Source organism: Cobetia sp. MMG027, assembly GCF_027947415.1.
Lineage (GTDB): Bacteria > Pseudomonadota > Gammaproteobacteria > Pseudomonadales > Halomonadaceae > Cobetia > Cobetia marina.
Genome location: NZ_JAQJIO010000001.1, coordinates 173094 through 193824 on the forward strand (window position 1 = coordinate 173094; position 20731 = coordinate 193824).

At 62.7% G+C, this 20731-nt stretch carries 20 protein-coding genes; 11 read left to right on the forward strand and 9 right to left on the reverse strand.

What is annotated here, in order from left to right:
• Positions 1–221: 221 nt before the first annotated feature.
• The 3 genes from PJK54_RS00730 to PJK54_RS00740 all read left to right on the forward strand — a co-directional run bounded on the left by PJK54_RS00730 (position 222) and on the right by PJK54_RS00740 (position 2623).
• Positions 222–956 carry an amino acid ABC transporter substrate-binding protein gene (locus PJK54_RS00730; RefSeq protein WP_103751385.1) on the forward strand — a complete coding sequence of 245 codons (735 nt, stop codon included), beginning with the start codon at positions 222–224 and terminating at the stop codon, positions 954–956.
• Positions 957–1187: 231 nt separating this feature from the next.
• The gene (locus tag PJK54_RS00735; RefSeq protein ID WP_077372544.1) at positions 1188–1862 is read left to right on the forward strand and encodes an amino acid ABC transporter permease; all 675 of its coding nucleotides are present in this window, start codon (positions 1188–1190) and stop codon (positions 1860–1862) included.
• Positions 1859–2623, forward strand: a complete 765-nt coding sequence (locus PJK54_RS00740; RefSeq protein ID WP_077372546.1) for an amino acid ABC transporter ATP-binding protein — start codon at positions 1859–1861, stop codon at positions 2621–2623. The genes PJK54_RS00735 and PJK54_RS00740 overlap by 4 nt, the downstream gene beginning before the upstream one ends.
• Before the next feature lie 174 nt (positions 2624–2797).
• Here the strand turns inward: PJK54_RS00740 and PJK54_RS00745 are convergent, their stop codons facing one another.
• Positions 2798–3055 carry a late competence development ComFB family protein gene (locus tag PJK54_RS00745; protein WP_084209043.1) on the reverse strand — a complete coding sequence of 86 codons (258 nt, stop codon included), beginning with the start codon at positions 3053–3055 and terminating at the stop codon, positions 2798–2800.
• A 137-nt stretch (positions 3056–3192) separates the two neighbouring features.
• Positions 3193–5181 carry a cation:proton antiporter domain-containing protein gene (locus PJK54_RS00750; protein WP_271301970.1) on the reverse strand — a complete coding sequence of 663 codons (1989 nt, stop codon included), beginning with the start codon at positions 5179–5181 and terminating at the stop codon, positions 3193–3195.
• Positions 5182–5257: 76 nt separating this feature from the next.
• Here PJK54_RS00750 and PJK54_RS00755 point away from each other — a divergent pair, with 76 nt between their 5' ends.
• Together PJK54_RS00755 and PJK54_RS00760 are read left to right on the forward strand one after the other, a co-directional pair.
• A complete protein-coding gene (locus PJK54_RS00755) occupies positions 5258–5623 on the forward strand; it encodes a YqcC family protein (RefSeq protein ID WP_084209041.1) in 366 nt (121 codons plus the stop codon).
• Between the two features lie 28 nt (positions 5624–5651).
• Positions 5652–6152, forward strand: a complete 501-nt coding sequence (locus PJK54_RS00760; protein ID WP_077372558.1) for a gamma-glutamylcyclotransferase family protein — start codon at positions 5652–5654, stop codon at positions 6150–6152.
• 114 nt (positions 6153–6266) lie between these two features.
• Here the strand turns inward: PJK54_RS00760 and brnQ are convergent, their stop codons facing one another.
• On the reverse strand, positions 6267–7607 hold the full coding sequence (gene brnQ / locus PJK54_RS00765) for a branched-chain amino acid transport system II carrier protein (RefSeq protein WP_219815740.1): 1341 nt from the start codon (positions 7605–7607) through the stop codon (positions 6267–6269).
• 274 nt (positions 7608–7881) lie between these two features.
• Positions 7882–9096, reverse strand: coding sequence for a DUF1853 family protein (locus PJK54_RS00770; RefSeq protein WP_271301971.1), 1215 nt, complete (start codon positions 9094–9096; stop codon positions 7882–7884).
• Between the two features lie 927 nt (positions 9097–10023).
• Between PJK54_RS00770 and PJK54_RS00775 the strand changes: the two genes are divergently transcribed.
• From PJK54_RS00775 to PJK54_RS00790, 4 genes are all read left to right on the forward strand, one after another.
• Positions 10024–10365, forward strand: coding sequence for a hypothetical protein (locus PJK54_RS00775; protein WP_271301972.1), 342 nt, complete (start codon positions 10024–10026; stop codon positions 10363–10365).
• 116 nt (positions 10366–10481) lie between these two features.
• Positions 10482–10814 (forward strand): hypothetical protein, encoded by a 333-nt coding sequence (locus PJK54_RS00780; protein ID WP_271301973.1) that lies wholly within the window; start codon positions 10482–10484, stop codon positions 10812–10814.
• A gap of 424 nt (positions 10815–11238) precedes the next feature.
• Positions 11239–12000: a haloacid dehalogenase type II gene (locus tag PJK54_RS00785; RefSeq protein WP_254696438.1), complete on the forward strand. Its 762-nt coding sequence runs from the start codon at positions 11239–11241 to the stop codon at positions 11998–12000.
• A 636-nt stretch (positions 12001–12636) separates the two neighbouring features.
• Positions 12637–13320, forward strand: coding sequence for an alpha/beta hydrolase (locus tag PJK54_RS00790; RefSeq protein WP_271301974.1), 684 nt, complete (start codon positions 12637–12639; stop codon positions 13318–13320).
• Between the two features lie 78 nt (positions 13321–13398).
• Here PJK54_RS00790 and PJK54_RS00795 read toward each other — a convergent pair whose 3' ends face one another.
• Positions 13399–13923 carry a DUF6314 family protein gene (locus PJK54_RS00795; RefSeq protein ID WP_271301975.1) on the reverse strand — a complete coding sequence of 175 codons (525 nt, stop codon included), beginning with the start codon at positions 13921–13923 and terminating at the stop codon, positions 13399–13401.
• Positions 13924–13951: 28 nt separating this feature from the next.
• Between PJK54_RS00795 and PJK54_RS00800 the strand changes: the two genes are divergently transcribed.
• Positions 13952–14839 (forward strand): carboxylate/amino acid/amine transporter, encoded by an 888-nt coding sequence (locus PJK54_RS00800; RefSeq protein WP_084209035.1) that lies wholly within the window; start codon positions 13952–13954, stop codon positions 14837–14839.
• Here PJK54_RS00800 and PJK54_RS00805 read toward each other — a convergent pair.
• Entirely contained in the window at positions 14836–16461 is a 1626-nt protein-coding gene (locus PJK54_RS00805; protein ID WP_271301976.1) for an aminotransferase-like domain-containing protein, read from the reverse strand. The two genes, PJK54_RS00800 and PJK54_RS00805, sit on opposite strands and share 4 nt — an antisense overlap.
• A 160-nt stretch (positions 16462–16621) precedes the next feature.
• Here PJK54_RS00805 and PJK54_RS00810 point away from each other — a divergent pair, with 160 nt between their 5' ends.
• Positions 16622–17584: a DMT family transporter gene (locus tag PJK54_RS00810; protein WP_271301977.1), complete on the forward strand. Its 963-nt coding sequence runs from the start codon at positions 16622–16624 to the stop codon at positions 17582–17584.
• Between the two features lie 81 nt (positions 17585–17665).
• Here the strand turns inward: PJK54_RS00810 and PJK54_RS00815 are convergent, their stop codons facing one another.
• The 3 genes from PJK54_RS00815 to PJK54_RS00825 all read right to left on the reverse strand — a co-directional run bounded on the left by PJK54_RS00815 (position 17666) and on the right by PJK54_RS00825 (position 20470).
• A complete protein-coding gene (locus PJK54_RS00815; protein WP_240499562.1) occupies positions 17666–18370 on the reverse strand; it encodes an OmpW/AlkL family protein in 705 nt (234 codons plus the stop codon).
• 278 nt (positions 18371–18648) lie between these two features.
• Entirely contained in the window at positions 18649–19242 is a 594-nt protein-coding gene (locus PJK54_RS00820; RefSeq protein ID WP_065392614.1) for an OmpW/AlkL family protein, read from the reverse strand.
• Positions 19243–19606: 364 nt separating this feature from the next.
• On the reverse strand, positions 19607–20470 hold the full coding sequence (locus PJK54_RS00825; protein WP_271301978.1) for a lipopolysaccharide kinase InaA family protein: 864 nt from the start codon (positions 20468–20470) through the stop codon (positions 19607–19609).
• Positions 20471–20731: the final 261 nt, after the last annotated feature.

The window sequence follows — 20731 nt, forward strand, 5'->3', positions numbered from 1 at the left end:
GCGACAGGCTCGTTATTCTATAAAACTAAATCACATATAAATGCTGTCGCTTATGCCTGATTCGTTGCTGTCATGTGCTCGCTGCGTGTGGGACGGTGGATGACGTCTGCACTTCGACACATGCCCTGCCCGCATAAGTCTGCCACCATCGAGGATTTCCGATGCGCCATTCACGTTCACTTGCTGCCGTCTTCTCTGCCACTGCTCTCAAGGGCACCGTGATGGCGGCGGCATTGGGGGCTGCTGCCATGGGCAGCCTGGCCGCTCACGCCGACACCCTGAAGGTCGGCATGTCCGGAGGCTACTTCCCGTTCACCTTCGTCAAGCAGGACAAGCTGCAGGGCTTTGAGGTGGATGTCCTGAATGCCGTGGGCGAGATCACCGGCGACGATGTCGAATTCGTCACCATGAGCTTCTCCGGTCTGATCGGTGCACTGGAAGCGGGTCGTATCGATACCGTGGCCAACCAGATCACCATCACCGATGCGCGCAAGGCCAAGTTCGCCTTCACCCAGCCGTACGTCTATGACGGGGCGCAGGTGGTCAAGCGTCGTGGCAATGACGAGATCACCGGCGTCGAGTCCCTCAAGGGGCACAGCGTGGCGGTCAATCTGGGGTCCAACTACGAAGCGCTGATGAAGGAGCTGCCGTACGCCGACCAGATCGACATCAAGACCTATGAATCCAACATCGAGCAGGACACCGCCCTGGGCCGTGTCGATGCCTTCGTGATGGACCGCGTCAGTGCAAGCCAGGTGATCCAGAAGACACCGTTGCCGCTGGAGCTGGCAGGCACGCCGTTCTCACGTCTCGAGAACGCGCTGCCGTTCCGCAAGGATGCCGAGGGTGAAGCCAAGCGTGACGCGGTGGATGCCGCGCTGACCGAGCTCAAGGAAAATGGTCGTCTGGCCGAGATTTCCAACAAGTGGTTCGGCAATGACATCACCACGCCTTGAACATTGACGGGCGCGCCCTGATACAGGGGGCACCCGTGGACGAGCCTGACGCATGACGGTGTGTCACGTGCAGGCGCGTCAATCGATGTCGTGAGCAAACGGGGTGACGGCACAACCGTCACCCCGTTGCCGTGATGATGCTCCGCGTGTCGCCGGGATATTGCCGTCATCACGTCGATGGGCGTCTTCCGTGAGACTCTCAGCCAAGCCCTCAGCCTGTCCGGATAACGAATGGATACTCTCAATATCGATTACATGCTTGGCCTGCTGCCGGTCATGCTCAAATACCTGCCACTGACACTCAAGATGGCCTGTATCGGCATGGTGGCCGCGCTGGTACTGGCCTCGCTGTTGGCGGTAGTGCGGGTGCTGAAGGTGCCGGTGCTCAACGCGCTGACCGTGGTGTTCATCTCCTTCTTCCGCGGTACGCCGCTGCTGGTGCAGCTGTTCCTGTTCTACTACGGCCTGCCGCAGGTGATGTCGTTCCTCACCCAGATCGATGGCGTGACCGCGACGATTCTGGGCCTGACGCTGCACTTCTCGGCCTACATGGCCGAGTCGATCCGTGCGGCCATCGTCGGCGTCGATCGCAGCCAGACCGAGGCGGCGCTGTCCATCGGCATGACCAATGTCCAGTTGATGCGTCGCATCGTGCTGCCACAGGCAGCCCGTGTGGCGGCTCCCACGCTGATGAACTACTTCGTGGACATGATCAAGTCCACGTCGCTGGCCTTCACGCTGGGGGTGACCGAACTGATGGGCGCGACCCAGAAGGAAGCGGCCAGCAGCTTCCTGTACTTTGAATCCTTCATCATGGTGGCCATCGTCTACTGGGTGATGGTGGAAGGGCTGTCCTTCGTGCAGCGCTGGATGGAGAAACGTCTCAACAAGGCCTATCAGCGATGATTGCAGTCAGAAATCTGATCAAGAAATTCGGCGGGCAGGCCGTGCTCGATGGCATCACGCTGGAAGTGAAGCAGGGCGAGATCATCGTCGTCATCGGCCCGTCGGGTACCGGCAAGTCCACCTTGCTGCGTTGCATCAACTTCCTGGAACAACCCGATGACGGGGAAATCCAGATCGGCGAGCACAAGGTCGCGGCCACACGCGCCAGTCGCCATGACATTCTTGCCCTGCGTCGCAACAGCGCTTTCGTGTTCCAGAACTATGCGCTGTTCGCCAACAAGACGGCGCTTGAGAACATTGCCGAGGGCCTGATCGTCGTCAATGGCTGGCCCAAGGCCAAGGCGCATCAACGCGCCCGCGAGATTCTCGAGCGCATCGGCATGAGCGAGAAGGCGGATGCCTTCCCGGCGGCGCTTTCCGGTGGACAGCAGCAGCGCATCGGCATCGGGCGTGCCATGGCGGCCCAGGCCGAGGTCATCCTGTTCGATGAGCCGACCTCGGCGCTCGACCCGGAATGGGTCGACGAAGTGCTGGAGCTGATGAAGCAGCTGGCGGTGGAGCGTCAGACCATGATCGTGGTCACCCACGAGATGCAGTTTGCGCGGGAAGTCGCTGACCGCGTCATCTTCATGGAAGGCGGGCGTATCGTCGAGCAGGGGCCACCGAGTCAGCTGTTCAGCGCGCCGAAGGATGACCGCACCCGCGCCTTCCTGCGCAAGGTGCTCGATGAAGTCCCGCCGCAGGGAGCGGCAGGTATCTGAGCGGCTGCCATCTCAAGGGCAACCCTCATCACGACGGCCCACCTGCCTGCGCAGGTGGGCCGTCGTGGTTGGTGAGGCTCGTCGTGGTTGGTGAGGCCCGTCGTGATTGATGGCGAGCATCGAGATTGCCCGGGCGCATCGCGGGGATGCGCCCGGGGCAGAAGAGGGCGGCGACTAGCTGCGTCGCGGCATGCTGTGCACCCTGGCCACCGCATCATCAAGAGCCAGGGCCACACGCTCTTCCAGCAGCTCCTGTTCGGCAGGGGTCATGTAGAAGGCCATGTCCACATCATGACGGATGTAGCGCGGTGCCAGCTGATTGAGCGCGATGCAGGCGACATCCTCGCGGCTGTCGCCATCCATGCCGCTGGCCGTGGCATGCAGGCGTATGCCATCGAACACCAGCTGCTCCATGTAATTGTGGACGCCCATCGACTGTGGGCTCCCCTGGGTCGAGCAAGACGTTGCGTGCTGTCCGTGCATGATGAGTCTCCCTTGTGACGTGACGAAGGCGGTCATTGCCTGCTGTCGAAAGGCCGGTCTCCTGTGCCCGTCCGGCGGACAGAGCCTCAGCCCGACAACAGACGCGCTTCTGCCTCTTCAATATGATCAGCCAGCCCGGACAATACCAGCGTATCGCCACACGCGAGACGAAGATCACCCGTGGGCTCCTCGATGCAGTCCCCGTTGGCGCGCACGATGCGGGAGATCAGGATACCGCTGCGCTCCGGCAGGGAGATCTCGTCCAGTCGGCGCTCACAGGCCCAGGTGCTCTCGGTCAGGGTCACGGGATGGCGTCTCAGCAGCGGGTTGCCACGCTTGTCGGTCAGCTGGGACTGCTGGCCGTGGAAGTAGCCATGCAGCAGACTGTAGCGGGCCTCGCGGGCCTTCTGGATCGAGCGCGCCACACGGCGAAATGGCACCTCGAGATTGACCAGCACATGCGAGACCAGCATCAATGAGCCTTCCAGTACCTCCGGGATCACCTCGGTCGCGCCGGCGGCCTTGTAGGTGTCCAGGTCGGCGTCATCCTGGGTGCGCACCAGCACCTTGAGCTCGGGGAGCTGCAACGGCTGGATGGCATGCAGGATGGCCAGTGCATGCGGCAGCTGGTTGACGGTGATCACCACCTGGCGGGCGCGCTCGATGCCCAGTGCGCGCAGAATGTCCTGACGCTGGGCATCACCGAAGACCACCGGTTCACCCGCGCTGGCGGCTTCATGCACGCGGATGGGGTCGGCATCGATGGCGATCCACTGGAGCTTCTCCTGGGTCAGGAAGCGCCCGACCGTCTGACCGACACGCCCGAAGCCGCACACGATGACGTGGTCGTGCAGCAGGGCCGTGGCCTCGCTCAACTGCGCCGTGGTGTGCGGATTTTCCTGGGTGGGGGTATGTGAGCGGCAGGCACGTTGCGACAGATGCTGGTTGTGACGAATGAGCGAGGGCGTGACGACCAGCGAGCCGATGATGATCGCCACCACCAGTCCCACGGTATCGGTGTCCATCAGCTGTTGTTGACTGGCCAGTGCCAGCAGGGCAAACCCGAACTCTCCGCCCTGTGACAGCACCAGGCCGGTGCGCATGGCCGAATCCAGTGGTCGTCCGGAGAGTCTGGCAAGCCCCGTGATCAACAGTGCCTTGGTGGTCAGCAGGCAGATCACGCCGATCACCACCCAGTACCACTGTGCCAGCAGGACATGCGGGTCGAGCAGCATGCCGACCGAGACGAAGAACAGGCCCAGCAGGATGTCCCGGAACGGGCGAATGTCCGCCTCAATCTGATGCCGGTAATGGCTTTCACCGAGCATCATGCCCGCCAGGAAGGCGCCGAGCGCCATCGAAAGGTGCAGGCTATGGGTCAGCCAGGCCGAGAACAGGGCCACCAGCAACACGGTGAGCACGAACAGCTCTTCCGAGCGTGAGCGCGCGACTTCCTGAAAGACCAGTGGCAGCACCCATTTGCCGATGGCCATCATCACCACCACCAGGCCGATGCCCTTGGCCAGCATCACGCCCAGATCGCTGAGCAGCTGGCTGCCATCTCCCGCCATGGCCGGAATCAGGATCAGGAACAGCAGGGCGGCAAGGTCCTGAAACAGCAACACTCCCACCGCGGCATGGCCGTGGGGGCTGTCCAGCTCGTTCCAGCGCGCCAGCTCCCGCGTCACGATGGCCGTGGAAGAAAGTCCCAGTGCGCCGGCCGCGACCAGCGCCGCGGCAGGGGTCAGCCCCAGTGCGCAGCCCAGCGCCCAGAAGAGTCCGCTGCAGACCACCACCTGGGAGGCCCCCAGTCCGAAGACGGTGGTCTTGAGGGCTCGCATGCGGGGCATCGAGAATTCCAATCCCAGCGAGAACAACAGAAAGACCAGGCCGAACTCCGACAGAAAGGCCAGCTCTTCCGGACGGCCTATCCAGCCTGCCAGATGCGGGCCGACCAGAAAGCCCACCGCCAGATAGGCCAGTACCGGTGGCAGGTGCAGGCGTCGGAACAGCGCCGCCGCGACCACCGAGGCCCCCAGCAGGATCATCACGTCATTGAACAGGCTATCTGCCATCTGGCCCTCCTGGCCTTCCAAGCGTATGAACGGGATAATACCGTGAACGCATCATGCATGAATTGACGGAGGTGTCATGAACCCGACCGAAATACCCCAGGACGGCGAACTCGCCGGCAACGCGCATGACGAATTGCGTGACCTGCTGGCACGCCTGGAAGCGACGATGAAGGCGGCGGATCTGTGGCGCATGGAGACACCGACCCCAGAGGCCTTCATGAGCGTGGAGCCCTTCTGCGTGGACCGCATGGACATGGGCCAGTGGCTGCGTTTCGTGTTCATCGCGCGTCTCGAGGCACTGTGTGACGCGCGTGGCAGCTTCCCGGTGAAGTGTGACGTGGCGCCTGCCATCGAGGCCTGGTTGAAGGATGCGCGTCCGGAGCGCCGCGTGGCGATGACGGAAGTCGTGCGCGAGATCGATACGCTGATCACCGACAACTGAGTCGTCGCGGTTCACACGGGAGACGGGTATGCCGTACTACTTCGCCTACGGAAGCAACATGAATCCGGCGCGTGTCGCGGCACGCATCGGTGACACGCGTCGTGCCCTGCATGGCTGGCTGGAGGAGCATCGGCTGAGTTTCGACAAGGCGTCGCGTGTTCCGGGGATCGCACATGCCAATGTGCAACCGGCGCGGGGTGAGCGTGTCGAAGGGGTGCTCTACGAGCTGCGCGACCCTGAGCAGATCACCCTGATGGACCCCTACGAGGGGCGCCCACATGAATATGAGCGCTTTCGTCATGCCATCGTGACACGTGACGGTGTCATCGAGGCCTGGGTGTACATCGCCTTGCCGGAGCGCACCGGTCAGGGACTCAAGCCGGCCCGTGAGTATCTCGAGCACCTGCTGGGTGGGCGTGACTTCCTGACCCCGGACTATTTCACGGCATTGGCAGACGTGGAAGCGGTGCACTCGCTGGATGATGACACGCTCGCACGGCTGGGGCTGTCACGCAGCACGCCGCGCTGAGACGCCAGAGACGACAGCCGTGACGAAAAAAGCCCGCCCCTCATCACGAGGGGCGGGCTTTTTCATGGCAACGCCCTGGCAACATCATGCCACCAGGGGAGGGCCGAGGGGCGCTCAGCGTTGCTCGGTCAGTACCGGGTCCAGATTCGTCTGGTCACGACGGCTGGTCAGCATGCCGATGATCAGGCCCGCCAGTGCAGGTGCCAGCCAGCCCAGATTCATGGAGGCCAGCGGCAGCAGCGGCTCGATGCGGTGCGAGATGGCCATCAGGGAATCGATGCCACTGGCTTCGAAGCCATCGAGCAGGCTGACCAGCAGGGTCAGGCCCAGGCTCCAGGCGAATACGCGCGGTGCATCATGCAGGCGCGGGCGCAGGTAGGAGAGCAGCGTCAGCACCAGCACCAGCGGATAGAGCGTGACCAGCACCGGAATCGAGACGCTGATCAGCGTCGAGAGGCCCAGGTTGGCGATCAACGCCGAGGCCACGGCCATCACGATCACCAGCAGACGGTAGGGCACGCTCGGCAGCAAGCGATGGAAGAACTCGCCGCAGGAAGTCAGCAGGCCCACCGCGGTGGTCAGACACGCCAGAGTGATGACCAGCGCCAGGATCAGCTTGCCGGCATCCCCGAACAAGGCCTCGACGTAGACCGGAATCAGTTCGCCCTTGGCGGCTTCCGTCACCAGAGCATGGCTGGTGGCGCCCATGTAGGTCAGCGGCAGATAGACGGCGGCGAGACAGATCGCGGCGATCGCGCCGGCCCACAGGGTGTAGCGCGTCACGTCAGCGGTGGCGGTGATGCCACGCGCCTTGATCGCGGAGACGATCAGGATGCCGAACACCATCGAGGCCAGCGCATCCATGGTCAGGTAGCCCTGCTGGAAGCCGGTCATGAAGGGCGCTTCGGCCCACTCGGGGCTCACCGGGCCCAGCGGTCCCTGCGGGTCGATGATGGTGAACAGCGCGATCAGTGCCAGCAGCGCGATCAACAGCGGGGTCAGCCACTTGCCGACCACGTCCATCAGCTTGCCGGGGCTCAGGGCGATCAGGGTGGCAATGCCGAAGAACACCACCGAGTGCAATGCCAGGCCTGACTCGGGCGTCATGTCGATGAACGGACGCATGCCCATCTCGAAGGCGACGGTGCCGGTACGCGGGATGGCGAACATCGGCCCGATGGACAGATAGATGGCGACGCCGAAGGCCGCTGCCGCCCACTTGGGCAGCGGGGAGGTGATCTTGTCGAGCCCGCCGCCGATCACGGCGACCGCGACGATTCCGGCCAGCGGCATGCCGACACCGGTGGTTAGAAAGCCCAGTGCCGCCGGCCAGAACTCGGCCCCTGCGCCCTGACCTACCTGAGGCGGGAAGATGATGTTGCCAGCGCCAAGGAAGAGCGCAAATGTCATGAAGCCCAGCGCCACGATATCGAGGCTGGAAAGTCGTGTTTTCAAGATGACGTCCTACGGATTCAGCGGATGCGTTGCGGCAGCAGGATGTCGGAGTCGACACGCTGCCGGGAAGCCGTTGGCCAGCGACAGGGGTGAGGTCACCAGCAGACTCGGGCTCGCGGGGTAGTGCGAAGCCCGCGTCTCATGGCGAGAAACAGGCCAACCTGTGAGTCGCCTGAATCTGACGCGGCGCATTATCGTTGATTTCACGCATCAAGACAAAGTGAGTACTCCCTCCCGAGCAGTCCGCTTGCCGGCCTGATCGCGACGTGAGTCGTCAGGTGGGGGAAGCCGGGGGCAGCGGGATGAAGTGAGGCCATCCATCCGGCACCACGAATACCCGCCATTGAGAGGGGGTGTCGTGTCGCGAGTCCAAGGGCCGGTGCGGCGCGCGTTCCAGCCATAGCTGACGCGGATGCTGAGGCGGCGCCTGCCGGGGAGTGCCCGTTGGTGGGTTCGCTTCCCCGTCAGAGGGCGCGAAATAGTCCTCGAGCCAGAGTTGCAGCTCGCGCCACCCGGTCAGTGATTGCGCAGGGGGAGGGGCCAGCCAGGCGGGCTTTTCCCTGAGACAGCCCAGCAGCGGCGCGGTATCCATCGCGGTACTGTCGAGGCTCTGGCAGAAGGCGGCAAACTGGCTCACGGGGACCCACCAGCCAGCCTGCGTCGCGCTTGAAGGATGGCAGTGACGCGGTGGCGGCAGCTGCTCATCGGCAGGTGTCTCCGGCTGCCAGGGGCGAAACAGACCGCCGGGCATGGCCAGGCATTGGCCCGCGAGCCACCCGGGGGCCGAGTCTCCCGTCGCCTCGGCGGCGTCGCACACGGGTAGGCCAAGCGCCTGACGAATCGTCTGTTGCCCCCGCTCGCTGAGCGCCAGTGGCAGCTGGTGCGCAAGACTGCGTCGCGTCTTGATGGCGAGACTGTCGGCGCCACCCGGGCCGATCCAGCGCTCCAGGCCATCCGCCGGCCCCGGACCTTGTGGCAATCCCAGATAGAACTTGATCGCGACTTCCAGGTGGGTGGGGGTCGTATCGCCTGCCGCCAGATACAGCATGTCCAGCTCGCCCAGCGTGATCTTGCCTTCCATGATCCTGAGATTGTGGGCCAACAGTCGGCTGCCCGGGGCGTGGGCCAGTACGAACCGCCACAGCAGCTCGTGATAGAGACCGAGCCGATGGTGGCGACGCTCATCCACCGCGGATTCCAGTGCCTCGGGGGCCTGCTCAAGCTCGCTCAGCCAGCGATGGCGAGCGATGACGTCGCCCAGTCCCAACGCCTCGAGAGCCGGGCGCTGATAGGGGAGCAGTGTCAGCAGGTCCGGGGCACTCAACAGCCAGGCGATATCCCTGACGCGCGGATGCGTATAGCGCTCGCATTCGCCACGCAGGGTCTGCCCGGCAGTCTTCGGCCAGCGGGTGGGAGGGGCCTGAAAAGGCGCGTCATTGTCAGGAATGGGTGGCGGGTTGGGCATGTCGCCAGTGTAACGCTCACTCACCCACGCGGCCATTCGTGCCAGAGGGACCCGCGACCTCTGCTGACGACGTTGGCGAGGGCATCGTCGTTGAGGATTGATTCCTCATGAGAACCAACCCGTGATGGTCAGGCCGGTACTCCACGCGCTGCACGTCTCTCGGCGTGTTCAACAAAGAATGTACGCAACATGCAGACAAGATGCAGGCAATGTGCGCGTGTCTCTTGAGGTCTGAATGCCCCTTGTCACCTGACCAGGACGGAGCCGTCATCTGACGAGCGCGCCCAGGCAGCGTGCTTGAGCCAGGGCCCCCGGCGATGGTGGAAGCGACCTTCGGCGTACTCGGTGGGTGAGGAACAATTCGGGCGACCGGGGTGAGCAATCCTCTGCTCTGCAAGGGAGTTATCCGGCTTCCTGTCGCTGGCCGACAGAAAAATAAACGCATTATTTCTCTTTCTACTGCATCCAGTCTCAAGGCCTTGGCGTATGTATCATCAGAACATGACGACACACTTCACCGCTGGCGACATGTTTTCCCGAGGGGAGTCTCGAGACAGGGATTTCTCTCGAACACCGAAGGATTCTGCCAGGGCAAGGCGTCAGTCAGATGGCTGACTCGGCACGGAATCAGGAAGTTTCTGCACCATTATAGTTATACAAGAATTGTTCATGACTCTGACATGAATTGTCGATCTCGAGGGGCGCGCGGAAGATGCTGGCCCCGGAATCGACAGCCTACCGCGAATTTGTTGCTCAAGACGAAACAGTGAGCTTCCAATGGCACAGCTAGTTAGAAAGCGGAATAAAGATTAGTCTGTTAATTATCTAAGCGAAGCACGACCCACAGCCAATGGAGGACGGAGCCCGGACAGGGGTTACCCGCCAGATCCTTCACTCGCTGACAACGACTTCACGCGGAATCATCCGCTACCCAGGACCAGGAGATAGACCATGAAGAACACCACACTGAAGACATTGATCGCCGCCGCCGTCATCGCCACTGCCAGCACGTCCGCCCTTGCCGCTGATGACAGCCCTGCCGCTCTGCGCGTCCAGAATGCGCTGAACAGCCAGCAGATCATCGGCCAGTCCCAGCCGGCAGCCACCAGCCAGCAGAGCTTCGCGGAGACTGGAATGAGCGTTGCCGCCGGACGTGTCGAGCAATCACTCAATGCCGAGCACATTCGTGGCCAGCAGACCGCTGCCGTATCCCGGGCCAATGACACCGTTTCCGAGCAGGGCAAGAGTGTCGCAGCCAGCCGAGTCCAGCAGAGCATCAGCGACAACGTGTGAGTCGATGCAACGCTGAGTCGTCAACGGGTCGCAAGACACGGCCTCTCGGCGCGTCGCTCTCAAGCACTCTGTCTTTCCCTACCTCTTTCGTCAGTGTCATTTCCAGGAGTCACATCATGAAGACCTTCAATGCCCTCATCGCCGCCGCCGTTCTCTCCGTCACCACCGCAGGCGTTGCCAACGCTGATAGCGTTGCCGACCAGCAGGTCCGCGCCACCATCAGCGAATCCGTGATCCACGGTCAGGCCCAGCAGGCAGCGACTCAGCCGCTGCACCTCAACGACGCCGGCAAGAGTGTTGCGGCCAGTCGTGTCGAGCAGGCGCTGAACAACCAGAGCGTCAATGGTCAGCAGGCGCAGATCACTCGTGATTCCCGCCAGTACGTCAATGATGCCGGCAAGAGCGTTTCCGCTACCCGCGTCCAGCATGCCCTGAGCGAAAGCGTCTGAGGACAGGGGATCGCATTGGTGGATGGTCTTGGCTACCGCCACCGGGTGGGTCGTCTCTGCGCATGGTATGTGCTGGATGTCGACAAGGTGTTAGAGGATTTTCTTGAGTCTTCGTGAGGCATTCTTGCCAAAATTTACGCCGGTTGGATGCTGATATCTGCGATGTATCATTGGACAGATTTGAGACGATTTCTGGGGTGCAAGGCGTGATAGGCGCTCGAGAATGACAAGCCAGTCAGCCCTCGCAAGGAAGGATTGTTAATCTGGATAATTGCAGATATTTCCCGCGTTTTTCGTGAAGATTCATCGCCAGTTCATGGTGAGGGTGTCATGGTGAGTCACGGTGATTAAACGTTGTTGATTGCCGAGCGGCATACCGGAAATGTCGAGGCCGGATGCCATGATATCGATCAAGTGGAGACCCATGATGGTGCGCGGAAAACTCAAGAAGGTGGCAGGTTCAGTGTTGTTGGGTATCGGCCTGATGTCGGGGAATGCGATGGCGGATGATGTCGTCGATAAGCCCAAGGTGCTCATCTTCGATGTCAATGAAACGCTGTTGGACCTGACCTCGATGCGCAGTTCGGTCGGTGAGGCACTGGGGGGAAGAGAAGACCTGCTGCCCCTGTGGTTCTCGACCATGCTGCATTACTCCCTGGTGTCTACCGTGACCCGGGACTATCACGACTTTGGGCAGATCGGTGTCGCCTCGTTGCTGGTGGTCGCGCAGAACAACGGTGTCGAACTGACGGATGAGCAGGCGAAGAAGGCCATCATCACACCGTTGCTGACACTCCCGCCTCACCCTGATGTCAAGGAAGGTCTGGCCAGGCTCAAGGCCGAAGGCTACAAGATCGTCAGTCTGACCAACTCGTCCAACAAGGGCGTCAAGGCCCAGTTCGAGAACGCGGGACTGCTGCCGTATTTTGATGCTCGCTACAGCATTGAAGATATCCAGATCTACAAGCCGGACCTGCGTTCCTATGAGTGGGTGCTGGACAAGCTCGATGTCGAACCTGAAGAAGCCATGATGGTCGCTGCACATGGTTGGGATGTCGCGGGTGCCAAGGAAGCGGGCTTGCAGACCACCTTCATCGCCCGCCCGGGCAAGGCACTCTTCCCGCTGTCAAAGGCGCCGGATCATGTCGTGAAGGATGTGAACGAACTGGCCGACATTCTGGAGTAATTTCCTTGATTGGCGGGGGGTATCGAGATCCTGTCACCCTGAAGTCCGCGGTATCGGTGGGGCTGGCGAATCTCCTTTGACAGAAATCATATCCTGTCAATCGGGAGGCTGCCGGTCCCATCGCCTGGCAGATTCATCGTGAATACTCCGCAAGTATTCTGGCGATATTGTCGAGATTTCGTGATGGTGGTTCGCTGTCATGCGCTGTCATGCGCTGTCATGCGCTGTCATGCGCTGTATTTCGTTGATGTGGATCGATGGTGCGTGATGATGGAATGGCGCGCTGACAGGTCGCATCGAGGTGGCGTGACAGTCCTCAGGCGATCTCGAGAAGGATGTTCGTCAGAAAGACCCAGAGTGCTTGAGAAAGCCCCCCGCAGGCACGGTTTCTCAAGCGCTTTCCTGTCCTGGGTGTCGCTGTCCCGACATTCATTGCCCGCCCGATTGGCGGGTTTTTTTATGTCTCGCGTCCAGAGGCAGTGTCATGGTGAGGGCGCGCCAGAAGAGGGGGAGCACAGGTCGAGCAGGCGTGCTGCATCGCGCGGTCGGGCTCTGAATGAGGGGAGCGCAGGTGGCAGAAGGCAATGTCAATGGTAGGCTGGGCGGCATTCCCCTTTTCCAGACAGGAGCGCAGAGATGAACGACGCATCACCCCAGCATGGCCACCGTAGTCCGCAGATCATCGAGCCTCAGGGCCAGGCGGATGCCTGTGTCATCTGGTTGCATGGGCTGGGGGCGGACGGCAGTGATTTCGTGCCCGTGGTGCCGGCGCTGGGATTGCCGGCGGATCACGGCGTACGTTTCGTCTTCCCGCACGCGCGTGAGCTGGCCGTGACCGTCAATGGCGGCATGCGCATGCCGGCCTGGTACGACATTCTCGAGATGAATCTTGGGCGGCGTGTCGATGAAGTGCAGCTGCGCGAGTCCGCGGCTTACGTGCATGCCTTGATCGAGGAGCAGGTCGCGCAGGGGATCGCCAGTGAGCGCATCCTGCTGGCAGGCTTTTCTCAGGGCGGTGCCGTGGTCTACGAGGCGGCGTTGAGCTGTGAGCGGCCGTTGGGTGGGTTGCTGGCGCTCTCCACCTATTTCGCCACCAGCGCGACCATCACGCCGTCAGCCGCCAATCAGGGGCTGGCCATCAGTGTCCATCACGGCACCCAGGATGACATCGTGCCGCTGGCACTGGGGGAGGCTGGCGCCGAGAGTGCTCGCGCCCTCGGGCATCCGCTTGAATGGCACACCTGGCCGATGGCGCACGCCGTGTGTCTCGAGGAGATCGAGGCGATCGGCGAATGGTTCACGGCACGCCTGCTGGCCTGATCGGCCGCCAGTCCCACAACGCCGCTGACGGAGTGATTCGTCAGCGGCGTTTTCATGTGCCGGCAGCGCGGGTCACGTTCAGCAGCGATAGCGATAGGCGAGATGTTCATCCTTGCGCGGGCCGGTGATGCGCCAGTCGAGGTCGAAGCCGCAGGGCTTGTCATCCGCATCGCGCACGATGACGAGGGTGGCGGAATAGAGGTCATCGATGCACAGGTGTGCCTCGCGGCTGATGAAGTGGTCACCATCGCCTGCGGGAGCCTCGATCAGGTCGAACAGGAAGACCGCCGCATCGCGGCCGCGGCGCTCATGGCTCAGTGACAGGGCCGTGCCATCGGGGCTCAGTCGCCAGCGATAGCGATTGCGGAACGTGACACTGCTGGCCTGGCCCTCCAGTCGGAACTGCCCCTGTTCATTGAAGAGGATGTCCCACGAGTCTTCCGCCCCAGTCCTGCCGGCCCCATCAGGCATCTCCTTCTCGAGGCGCACTTCACCGCTGCCATGGCCGGACCAGGCGTTGCGTGAGGCAGGCCCTGAGCGTGACGAAAATTCCAGGTGGCGTATCTGCTCAAGCAGCGCGTGGAGGGTTACAATGCCTGTCAACTTTCTCTGCCTAACGGGTTTACTCGTCATGTCCTACCTGATCGGTGTCACGGCCCTGTGGGCCTTCTCGTTTTCCCTGATCGGCGTCTACCTGTCCGGTCAGGTCGATAGCTATCTGGCCGTGCTGACACGCATCGTGCTAGCCAGCCTGATCTTTGCTCCCTTTCTGCGCCCACGGGCGATCAGTGGCCGCATCCGCTGGCAGCTGATGGCCATCGGTGCGGTGCAGCTGGGGCTGATGTACATCTTCTTCTACCGCTCCTTCCTGCTGTTGCCCGTCCCGGAAGTGCTGCTGTTCACGATCTTCACGCCCATCTACATCACCCTCCTGGATGACATGATGAAACGTCGGCTGTCGCCATTCTACCTGCTCACGGCGATGGTGGCGGTCATCGGTGCGGCGATCATTCGCTACGACGGGGTCACCGAGGGCTTCTGGCTCGGCTTTGCCGTCGTTCAGGGGGCCAATCTGTGCTTTGCCATCGGCCAGGTCGCCTATCGTCATCTCTCGCCCCAGCTGCCTGAAGGTGTCGCGCACCGTCATGTGTTCGGCTGGTTCTATCTTGGCGCCCTGGCGCTGGTGGTCGTGATGTTCCTGCTGTTCGGCAATACCGACAAGCTGCCTTCGCAGCCGGTGCACTTCGTGGTGCTGGGCTGGTTGGGCATCGTGGCGTCCGGGATGGGCTACTTCCTGTGGAACAAGGGAGCGACGCGCGTCGATGCCGGTACCCTGGCGATCATGAACAATGCGCTGGTACCGGCGGGACTGCTGGTCAATCTGCTGATCTGGAATCGCGACGCGGACCTGCCGCGTCTCGCGCTGGGCGGGGCGGTCATCGTGCTGGCGCTGTTGATCAATCAGTTCTGGGCGCGCCAGCGTGAGCAGCGCGCGCGTGAGGCGCAGAGCGTTCGCTAGGCATCGGCTCCGTGCAGCGCGTTGCGCAGGGTCGTGGTCAATCGTGCGAGGGTCTCATCGTCCTGCAGCTGGGCCGCATTGAGGCGCAGGCCGGGGCTGACCGCCTTGAACAGGTAGCCGGGCAGAGTGGCGATGCCAGCCTCGAGCAGCTCGCGGTGCAGGCGGGAAAGGGCCGCGCCATCGAGTCCCGGCAGGCCGCACCACTGCAGATAGCCACCACTGACACCGGGCAGCCAGACGCCATCGCCGAGAGCAGAGGCAAGCGTCTCGCGCAGCAGTTGCAGGCGCTTCGCGTAGCAGCGGCGCATGCGGTGGACATGGCGCCCGTAATCGCCGCTGGCGATCAGTTCCGCGAGGGCGGCGTGCATCCATGGCATGTCGCCCATGCCATCGGCCCAGCGTGCGCGAATCAGCCCCTGCATGCCCAGCTCGGCGTCAGGCGTCACGCTTTCGGACCGTGGGAGCCACACCCAGCCACAGCGTGCTCGCGGGTCGAGCGTCTTGGACAGCGATCCCACCATGATCACGCCGGGTGCCTGTTCCGGTGATATTGTCTGTCCCAGTGGCGTTGTCTGGCGCTGATGGAGGTCCATCAGCCAGGGCAGGCGGGTGTCGAAGCTCAGTTCCGCGAAGGTGGCATTCTCGATGATCTGTACCCCGTGGCGTTGGGCCAGCTTGAGCAGGCGATCTCGATCCGTCAGGCTCAGCTGGCCACCCAGCGGGTTGTGGCAATCCGGTGAGACGATCAGCGCGTCGAGGGCGGCCTTGCCGTGTCGGTTCCCGGCCGTGGGCGGCATCTCTGGCCGCGTCTTGCCTGCACACGTCTGCCGCCTGTCCATCTGCCTTGCCTCTCCTTCCTCCAGCAGTCTGGCCAATGCCTCGATATCCAGTCCGCTTCCGGCATGTGTCGGCAGGGCAATGGCTTCGTGACCATTGGCTTCCACCGCCGCAAGCACACCGAAATAGCCGGGGGCCTCGATGCCGATGCGGCAGCGTCCCCGGCTTGCGCGCCATTGTCGGAGAATCAGCGACATGCCTTGCTGAGCCCCCTGACACAGCAACAGGGTGTCACCGTGACAGTGATGGCCATGGTGGCTGAGGTGAGAGGCAATGGCCTCGCGCAGGGCGGGGGAGCCCGGGGGCAGCGCGTAGGCGCTGGGGGATTCGGCGTGATGCTTGAGCTTCTGGCGCACCAGCCGATAGAGGCGCCGCACGGCGGGCGCATCCAGCTCGGGATGCGCCGCGCCCAGCGGAGCCAGCGCCGGGTCGCTGGCATGTGCCATGGCCTGCCAGGCCGGGTCATCGATGGCCAGTGACGGAGTGGCAAGAGGGGTGCAGCGTGACGGGGCGGCATCGTGATCGCGGCTGGCGGAAGAGGGAGGCGCCGCTGCGGCCGCGACCTGAAATCCCCGGCGCGGGACAGCCACGAGGAAGCCGGCGGATTCCAGCTCGCCATAGGCGCGGATCACGCTGTTGAGTCCCAGCCCTGACAGGGCCGCCTGGCGGCGCAATGAGGGCAGCCGTAGTCCGGGGACGAGTTGCCCCGTCGCCATCTCGGCTTTCAAGCGCGTCGCCAGTTGTTGGTAGCGCGGCGCTGATGGGAGGTCTTGAGTGCCACTCATGCGGACTGTATCCCCTGAAAAAGCCATTCTCTGTATCTTGTATCCCCTGATGCCTTCGCGGCAAGCTCATGTCACATCACGCCGGCGATGCCTGACGCGCTCGGTGTGAGCGCTCCTCGGGACAGTGAGGTCCCGTCTCTCGTGCTCTGGAGTCAATCTGATGTGGATGCCGCTGACCTTCGTCTTCCTGTTCGCCACCGGGTTCATCGCCGCACGTTTCGGAACCCTGGATGCTGAGCCTTTCACGCTGCTGCTGGTGCGTAGCCTGCTGGTACTGCCGGTGCTGGGGCTGATCCTGTGGATACGCCGCAAGCCGCGCCAATGGGGGCAGCGCCATGACAAGCTGGCTCAGATGGGCATCGGCATGCTGTTGCACGGCGCCTATCTGGGTGGCGTGTTCGCGGCGGTCAAGGCCGGGCTGCCTGCGGGGCTGACGGCCTTGCTGGTCAGCCTGCACCCTCTGGTGACGGCTGCGCTGTCACTGCCGCTGTTCGGTATCCGTCTGGGCGCCAGGCAGTGGCTGGGGCTGGGGTGTGGCGCGATTGGCGTCAGTCTGGTGCTGGGGGCGGGCGTGCTTCAGGGGGCAGGCGCCGCAAGCGCTACGCTCGAGTGGCCGATGATCGGCCTGCTGTGGTGTCTGGTGGCGCTCATCGGCGTGTCCAGCTCGACGCTGTGGCAGAAGCGTGTCGGTGGTCGGATGGGGCTGGTGGAGGGGCTGGTATTCCAGTATCTGGGAGCGGGCTGTGTCTTCCTCATCGCAGCCAGCAGCGTAGGTAGCTTCGCCTTCGACCCGACGCCTCGTCTGCTGCTGACCCTCGCCTGGCTGGTGATCGCCATCTCGGTGGGTGCCATCTGGTTGCTGATGCTGATGCTCGAACGTGGCGAGGCCCACCAGGTCGCACGTACCTTCTTCCTGGTGCCACCGTGTGCCGCGCTGATGGCCTGGTGGCTGTTCGATGAGCAGTGGACCGCCTTGATGGTGGTGGGAGCGGCGCTGGTCGTGCTGGGACTGGTGCTGGATCGCCCCCGTCCGGGCAAGGTAGCCAGGGCGCCGGCTGACGACACGTCGCCGTCAGCGCCCGAGACGTCGGCACCGAGCAGCGGGCAGGCCCCCTCGCGCTGATTCGCCCTGAAAGCACAACGCCCCGCCGGCCCGTGATGGGCTGGCGGGGCGTTGTCGTCTGTGGCCAGTCAGATGCGCGACTCAGAAGCGATAGCTGATACCGGCCATGGTCACGATCGGGTCGATCTCGACCTTGTCGTTGACGCTGCCCGCCACGGTGACATCGGAATCGATATCCAGATACCAGGCAGCGACGTTGGCCGCCCAATGCTCATTGATGACCAGGTCGACACCGATCTGTGCGGCCGCGCCCCAGCTGTCATCCATCTCGAGCTTGGTGCCGTCATCGAGGGTTTCATCGGAGAAGTGGGTGTAATTGACGCCTGCACCGATGTACGGCTGGATGCGGGAGTCGCGTCCACCGAGGGGGTAGTACTGCAGTGTCAGGGTCGGTGGCAGATGATCGACGGAGCCGGCCTTCTGGCCATTCAGCGAGATGTCATGCTCGAAATTCTGCGCGGCCAGCAGCTCGATCCCCAGGGTATCGGTGAAGCGATACCCCAGAGTGAAGGCGAAGGCGCTGTCATCATCGACGTCCACGTCGGCACCGATGGCATCGATGCGACCGTTGTCGCTCTTAGGCGAGACCTTGGCGACACCCGCACGCGTCCAGAACTGGCCGGCACCATAATCGAGGTTCTCGAGGCCTGAGTCAGTCGACGAGAACGGCGCAGCGACAGCCGACGTGGCAGTCAGCGTGAGTGCGGCCGTGATCGCCGCCATGCGCAGCGGGCGTGAAGAGGACCGGCAGAAGGAGAAGGGCAAGAAGGACTGTGCGGCTGACATGTTCGCTCCCGAAGTGACAGGGGGTGAGAAAGGAGATGTCAGTCTAGGAGCTCATGTCGACGAAAAATTGATCCATGACAAGGGTTTGCCGTCATGTCCGACAAGGGTCCGTCACACTTGATTCAAATCAAGTTCCGTCTGTCTCGCCGACTGTCCGCGCATGCAAGAACGCCGCAGGCCCTGAGGCCTGCGGCGTTCTTGTGCGTCGTCAATGAGGCAAGGGGATCACCCCTGATGCGTCATGGCTCGGCGCGGCTCGTCAGTGCGTGTTTCAGCACTTAGAAGCGGTAGGTGACACCGGCACCGACGGTGACCGGGTCCAGCTCGGTGTCGTTCACGTCCTGGCCGTTGATCTTGGTGTCGGCCTTGACGTCAGCGTAACGAGCGAAGCCATTGACGGCCCAGGATTCGTTGATGTTGAGGTCAACACCCAGCTCGGCAGCAGCGCCGTAGCTGTCGTCGATGTCCATGCTCTGGCCACCGGCAGACTCACCGGAGAAGTGGGTGTAGTTCAGGCCGACGCCAGCGTAAGGCTGAACGCGAGCTTCGGTACCGCCCAGCGGGTAGTACTGCAGCATCAGGTTGATCGGCATCTGATCGAAGCCACCGTCGCTGTTTTTCCAGTCGGTGCTGAATGCTTCAGTGGACTGCAGAGCAACTGCCAGGTTGTCGTGGAACATGTAGCCCACGGAGCCGGCGAAACCGGATTCATCCTTGGCGATCAGACCATTGCCGTTGTTGCTCTTGCCGTCGACCTTGGCAACGCCGCCGCGCAGGAAGATGTCGCCCTTGCCGTAGGCCAGTGCAGATTGTGCACCCATTGCCATGGTGCCGGCGATGACGGTAGCAGTCAGGATCTTGATGGTTTTCATGTGATGTTCTCCTTGAAGCTTGTGGCCTCGGGGGCTTCCTGTCGGCGGTGCCTGGCGAACTCGGGGGATGTACCGAGTGTGGCAAGGCTGCCTTGTTCAGGGGACGAGATGAACTATAAAAAACACTGTTCTTTTTGGCAAGCATTTTTTTAGAACAATGTTTGAAAACATATTTGACGTCTTGTTAGCGGATGTTACCGATTATTTCAGAAAAGGTGCATGTCTCGAGGGTGAGACTGGAGGTGGCGCAGGACAGCGACAGGGCTGTTCATTTTCACGACAGATTCATGAGACGTTGGTCGTAGGCGGCTCGTGAGGTGAGCGCATGCTACGCAATGCGCGATGCGCCCACCAGTGTGGGAATTCAGCGACGCTTGCGCTGGGCACGTGCTTCAAGCTCGTTGAGCCATCGACTGACCTCGTCACTCTGCGCGGGACAGTCGAGGTAGACGGCCAGAAACTCTCGCCACTCCGCTGCCTGCCAGGCCTTGAGGCGGCGCCACAACACGTAGAGGTCGCGCTGGCACTCGTGACGGCGCAGCACGAAGCGTCGGGTCTTCTCCAGGTCGATGATGACGGCATCCATCTGTTCCTGCATGGCGCTGGTACCGTCGGCGGCGGGCTGTGGGCGGCTGAGGAACAGATGCTTGGGGAACAGGCAGCCGTGCATCATGCCGGCCTGATGAATCTGTCGCACGAGACGTGCGCTGGCAGTGATGACTTGCGTGCGTCGGGTATCGTCCAGCGCCGGCCAGCGTGCATGCCAGTGGTCCAGATCATCGCGGCCGTCGAGATCGAAGGTGATCAGGATGGCGCGCCACTCCTTGCTGGTGCGGCGCTCGCCATACCAGCCGGCATCCACCGAAGGAATGCCCAGCGCGTGATAGTGGCGGATGGCACGCCACTCGCGCGAGAAGGTCGGCTCGCCCAGTGGGCGTGACAGGCTGCGGCCCAGATGGTTGGTCTGGCGCTTGAGGTAGAGGCGATGTGTCTGGCCCTGCTCGTCCTCGAGAGTGAGCAGCGAGACCGTCGAGATGCCTCCGCGCTCACGGTTAGGGGCATCAACGTCCTGGGCGGCCACGTGCCACAGGGCCTCGAACCGGTTCAGGCCGTGGTAATCCAGCAGATTCCCCAGGGCGGGGTCACAGTAGTCGGCATGGCCACGGGGCGCCGTGGCACGTGGGCCCCGAGAGGCGCTGGACAGGGAGTGGCGGGAAAAGGAGGTCATGGCAAGTTCACGAGCGAAAGAGGGGAGGTGGGTCACGGGCAATCCCTGCCGCAGGACCCAGCGATGGATCGCCCTATGATAGTTAGCCTGCTGGTGAAGTGATAGTCGCTGATCGGCAACTCCTGTGTCTGCGCATTCAACACGCGTCGCAGGATTGTCCGAGCCGTGCATGGCTGCTGTCGTGCAGGCCCGTGCTCTGTGGCGTGTGGTGGAAGGTCGCAGGTGTCGCGCAGGTGCGCAGGAAGAGCGTTGAGAGGCCGC

Coding starts and splice junctions, on each gene's coding strand:
- PJK54_RS00730 (WP_103751385.1), top strand. CDS start 222: ATGGCGGCGGCATTGGGGGCTGCTGCCATGGGCAGCCTGGCCGCTCAC.
- PJK54_RS00785 (WP_254696438.1), top strand. CDS start 11,239: ATGATGGTGCGCGGAAAACTCAAGAAGGTGGCAGGTTCAGTGTTGTTG.
- PJK54_RS00805 (WP_271301976.1), bottom strand. CDS start 16,461: ATGAGTGGCACTCAAGACCTCCCATCAGCGCCGCGCTACCAACAACTG.
- PJK54_RS00750 (WP_271301970.1), bottom strand. CDS start 5,181: ATGGCAGATAGCCTGTTCAATGACGTGATGATCCTGCTGGGGGCCTCG.
- PJK54_RS00790 (WP_271301974.1), top strand. CDS start 12,637: ATGAACGACGCATCACCCCAGCATGGCCACCGTAGTCCGCAGATCATC.
- PJK54_RS00780 (WP_271301973.1), top strand. CDS start 10,482: ATGAAGACCTTCAATGCCCTCATCGCCGCCGCCGTTCTCTCCGTCACC.
- PJK54_RS00740 (WP_077372546.1), top strand. CDS start 1,859: ATGATTGCAGTCAGAAATCTGATCAAGAAATTCGGCGGGCAGGCCGTG.
- PJK54_RS00745 (WP_084209043.1), bottom strand. CDS start 3,055: ATGGGCGTCCACAATTACATGGAGCAGCTGGTGTTCGATGGCATACGC.
- PJK54_RS00775 (WP_271301972.1), top strand. CDS start 10,024: ATGAAGAACACCACACTGAAGACATTGATCGCCGCCGCCGTCATCGCC.
- PJK54_RS00815 (WP_240499562.1), bottom strand. CDS start 18,370: ATGTCAGCCGCACAGTCCTTCTTGCCCTTCTCCTTCTGCCGGTCCTCT.
- PJK54_RS00760 (WP_077372558.1), top strand. CDS start 5,652: ATGCCGTACTACTTCGCCTACGGAAGCAACATGAATCCGGCGCGTGTC.
- PJK54_RS00735 (WP_077372544.1), top strand. CDS start 1,188: ATGGATACTCTCAATATCGATTACATGCTTGGCCTGCTGCCGGTCATG.
- PJK54_RS00755 (WP_084209041.1), top strand. CDS start 5,258: ATGAACCCGACCGAAATACCCCAGGACGGCGAACTCGCCGGCAACGCG.
- PJK54_RS00820 (WP_065392614.1), bottom strand. CDS start 19,242: ATGAAAACCATCAAGATCCTGACTGCTACCGTCATCGCCGGCACCATG.
- PJK54_RS00800 (WP_084209035.1), top strand. CDS start 13,952: ATGTCCTACCTGATCGGTGTCACGGCCCTGTGGGCCTTCTCGTTTTCC.
- PJK54_RS00825 (WP_271301978.1), bottom strand. CDS start 20,470: ATGACCTCCTTTTCCCGCCACTCCCTGTCCAGCGCCTCTCGGGGCCCA.
- PJK54_RS00810 (WP_271301977.1), top strand. CDS start 16,622: ATGTGGATGCCGCTGACCTTCGTCTTCCTGTTCGCCACCGGGTTCATC.